The 3,671-nt window shown below is 38.1% G+C and carries 4 protein-coding genes; all 4 read right to left on the reverse strand.

Annotated features, from left to right (window positions below):
• Positions 1-72: 72 nt before the first annotated feature.
• Positions 73-1,311, reverse strand: a complete 1,239-nt coding sequence (locus tag GQR46_RS17465) for a uracil-xanthine permease family protein (protein WP_007580880.1) — start codon at positions 1,309-1,311, stop codon at positions 73-75.
• A gap of 9 nt (positions 1,312-1,320) precedes the next feature.
• Positions 1,321-1,950, reverse strand: coding sequence for a uracil phosphoribosyltransferase (upp, locus tag GQR46_RS17470; RefSeq protein WP_007580883.1), 630 nt, complete (start codon positions 1,948-1,950; stop codon positions 1,321-1,323).
• 146 nt (positions 1,951-2,096) lie between these two features.
• Positions 2,097-3,053, reverse strand: a complete 957-nt coding sequence (locus tag GQR46_RS17475) for a phosphotransferase (protein WP_165729564.1) — start codon at positions 3,051-3,053, stop codon at positions 2,097-2,099.
• A gap of 280 nt (positions 3,054-3,333) precedes the next feature.
• A complete protein-coding gene (locus GQR46_RS17480) occupies positions 3,334-3,609 on the reverse strand; it encodes a hypothetical protein (protein WP_165741749.1) in 276 nt (91 codons plus the stop codon).
• Positions 3,610-3,671: the final 62 nt, after the last annotated feature.

Below are 3,671 nucleotides of genomic sequence, written 5' to 3' on the forward strand. Positions count from 1 at the left end.
ATTAATAGGTTAAAAAAATAGCGCATTATAAATGCGCTATTATGGTGCAATCTATTTAGCTAATGTGCAAAATTAAACTTTTTCAGGCTCTGCTTTTGGTAATACTAAGTTAAGTACTATTCCTAAAATAGCGCAAAGGCTTACGCCCTCTAAACTAAATTGGCTGCCACCAATATGCATACCGCCAATACCGCACACCAAAATAAGTGCAACAATACTTAAGTTACGTGGTGCTGTTAAATCATCGCCCGACTTAACTAATGTATTTAAACCCACTACAGCAATAGAGCCAAAAAGTAGAATCATAATTCCGCCCATTACTGGCACAGGAATAGTTTGCAAACCAGATCCCATTTTAGCTACAAACGCTAAAATAATGGCAATAACAGCTGTCCACATCATTACTTTAGGATTGAAGTTTTTGGTAAGCATAACTGCCCCCGTTACTTCTGAGTAAGTAGTGTTAGGCGGGCCACCAAATAATGATGCCGCAGAAGTCGCAAGGCCATCACCAAACAAAGTACGATGAAGCCCAGGCTTTTTCAAAAAGTCTTTATTGGTTACTTGGCTAATAGCCATCATATCGCCAATATGCTCAATTGCAGGTGCTATTGCTACAGGTACCATAAACAAAATAGCCTGCCATTTAAACTCAGGCCAAGTAAAGTTTGGTACAGCAAACCACTGTGCGTTAGTCACTGCGTCAAATTGCACAACGCCCATACCAAGCGATAAACAATAACCCGCTACAACCCCTGCTAGTATAGGTATAAGCTTAAATACGCCTTTTCCCCATACTGCAAAAATAAGCGTAACCACTAACGAGAACAACGAAATATAAATAGCGCTGGTGTAATCAATAATTTGAATACTGCCGTCGCCACTTTTACCCATCGCCATATTTACAGCAACAGGTGCAAGCGCTAAACCAATAACCATAATTACTGGGCCTACAACCACAGGTGGTAAAATTTTATGAAGCGTTGCAACGCCTTTAAATTTCACTAATAAACTTAAAAGCATATAAGCAAAACCCGCCACCATTAAGCCGCCCATAGTGGCCGGCACGCCCCACATTTGCACAGCGGCAATAATAGGTGCAATAAAGGCAAATGATGACGCTAAAAATATAGGCACTTGGCCTTTAGTCACTACCTGAAACAGCAAGGTACCAATGCCTGCGGTAAAAAGCGCAACATTAGGATCCAAGCCCGTTAAAAGCGGCACTAATACCAGCGCACCAAATGCTACAAACAGCATTTGCGCGCCCGTTAAAATAGTTTTTATTGAAAAGGTGTCATTATTTTGCACTTAAGACTCCTAAACAGTACCAAATATTTTGTCGCCCGCATCGCCTAAACCAGGGATAATATAGCCCTTTTCGTTTAAGTGGCTATCCACTGAGGCTGTAAATATTTCTACATCTGGATGAGCTGTAAGTGTTCTTTCAACACCTTCTGGTGCTGCAACTAGTACAATTACTTTGATTTCTTTACAGCCTGCTTTTTTAAGCATATCGATTGTGGCAATCATTGAGCCACCCGTTGCAAGCATAGGGTCAATAACTAAGCTTAAGCGCTCATCAATATTACCTACTAACTTTTCAAAATATGGTACTGGCTCTAGTGTTTCTTCGTTACGTTCAAGACCAACAACACTTACTTTAGCCGCTGGTAATAACTGCATTACACCGTCCATCATGCCAAGACCAGCACGCAAAATAGGCACTACGGTAATTTTTTTACCTTTAATATGCTCTACTTTTAATTTATTGCCATCCCAGCCTGTAATTTCGTTATCTTCTAACTGTAGGTTTTTTGTTGCTTCGTAGGTTAATAAAGTACCTACTTCAGAACACAATTCACGAAAGCTTTTAGTGCTAATACCATGCGCGCGCATTAGGCCTAATTTATGTTGAACAAGAGGGTGAGAAATAACGTGAATAGCCATGATGTAAACCTAGTGATAGAAGAATTTGCGGTATTTTATATTAAAAAAGGTCATTTGACCTGTAGTTTTAAAGAGATTTTCATACATCGTGCCAAAATGTATTGTTTTGCTTGATATTTATGCAAGCCATTAACCCTTTGTGTTTATTAAATGTTACTCGCTAACCAGCTGTTTACTTGCTGTTGCATATAACTATTTATTTTTTGATGCTCAGGGCTCCAGCCAGATAAAAATCGATAAAAGTCAGCCCATGCAGCAGGCCATAAAGCGAGCCAATCGTCAGCTATTTTATCGGCAGGTGCTAAAGGGTGATAAGTAGCAATAGCATTCTTTAAATTATCAAAATAATAAGCAAGATACTCATCAGCGCTTTCGTGTAATTGTGCATCACTTAAGCAACTGGTCATAAAATACATTACATCAATTATCCCGCAACCTGCACCTATATACTGAAAATCATAACCGAGTATTTTACCACTCTCATTTGCTGCAAAGTTACCAAGTTTTGCATCGCCATGAATCAGCGTTTTGTACGCACAACGTTGTAGTTGCTCATCTATTTTATGTGCAGCATTTTTAATATCGGACTTTTTATCATCCGTTGTTTTTAATTTATTAAACTCATCTGGGCGCGTGCTTAAATGCCAGTAATTGCCTTGCTGCCATAATCCATCTGCGGGTTTACTTAAGTTAAACGCATGAAAGTGTGCAAGCCATTTTAATATAGCTTTAACATGTTGCTGCCCCGCTTGAGTAAATCCATGTTTGGTGAAGTCCTTAAACACCAGCGCATATTCATCGCCTTTATTAATTGCGCTTATACATTCAATACTTTGCGCATGTGCTGGTAAATGCTGGCTATAAAGCTTATAAAAAGTGTATTCAACGCTATAGGAATACTGCTTTCTTTCAAGCGCAAATTCGCTTTGCTTAATTTTAGGGTGGTGTATATAGCTGGGTATTTTAATCGCTTTAACAACACAGGCTTTATCATCAAGCTGGCACTGCACAATACTGCCACACCCACTCCAAAGTGATGTAAGCGTATCGCCAATTTCAATGTGCTTAAAGTGAGGTTGTAATAAAGGAATATAAAATGCCATAGCTATATTAAGTAATTAAATTTTTTGTAGTTTAACATTAGTGGGCGTTTTAAATAAAACTAAGGCATAAAAAATCCCCACTTGGTTTTATACAAGTTTGTATGTAAATAGTGGCCAAAATCACTATGCCACTGCACTTTGATTTTGAAATTAACTGGGTAAAACCATGTCTTCCTAGGTTGAGTATATCTAGGCATTTTAGCCTCATCAAAGTGATGAGGAGGTGTCCACTAAAACGGGTGAGGAGCATTATCCGTTAGAACGCCTTGTTATATGGCAATTATTCAACACAGAAAGAGTCTGAATTAACCGAAATAGTATCACCAGACTGCATTTCTATTTTAAACGTATTACCATCTTGGCTAGTTGTATTTACAGATGCTGATTGTCCCCAAGAATTTTCATGAGGAATACACACGTTTGTACAATCACTAAACTTAATTACGACATTTTCACGATGCAATTTCAAGCTTACAATAGTTAAAGCATTTACCCAATCAAATTCAATATTGATTAGAGTTGCATCATGTAAATTTAATTCTGCAAAATTAGCCATAATCGCCTTGCCATATAACGAGCCTGTAGATTAACTCGTTTTTTTATTTATTTTTATTGATA

This window comes from Pseudoalteromonas sp. Z1A6 (assembly GCF_011378745.1).
In the GTDB taxonomy this organism is placed as follows: domain Bacteria; phylum Pseudomonadota; class Gammaproteobacteria; order Enterobacterales; family Alteromonadaceae; genus Pseudoalteromonas; species Pseudoalteromonas arctica.

Coding starts and splice junctions, on each gene's coding strand:
- upp (WP_007580883.1), bottom strand. CDS start 1,950: ATGGCTATTCACGTTATTTCTCACCCTCTTGTTCAACATAAATTAGGC.
- GQR46_RS17480 (WP_165741749.1), bottom strand. CDS start 3,609: ATGGCTAATTTTGCAGAATTAAATTTACATGATGCAACTCTAATCAAT.
- GQR46_RS17475 (WP_165729564.1), bottom strand. CDS start 3,053: ATGGCATTTTATATTCCTTTATTACAACCTCACTTTAAGCACATTGAA.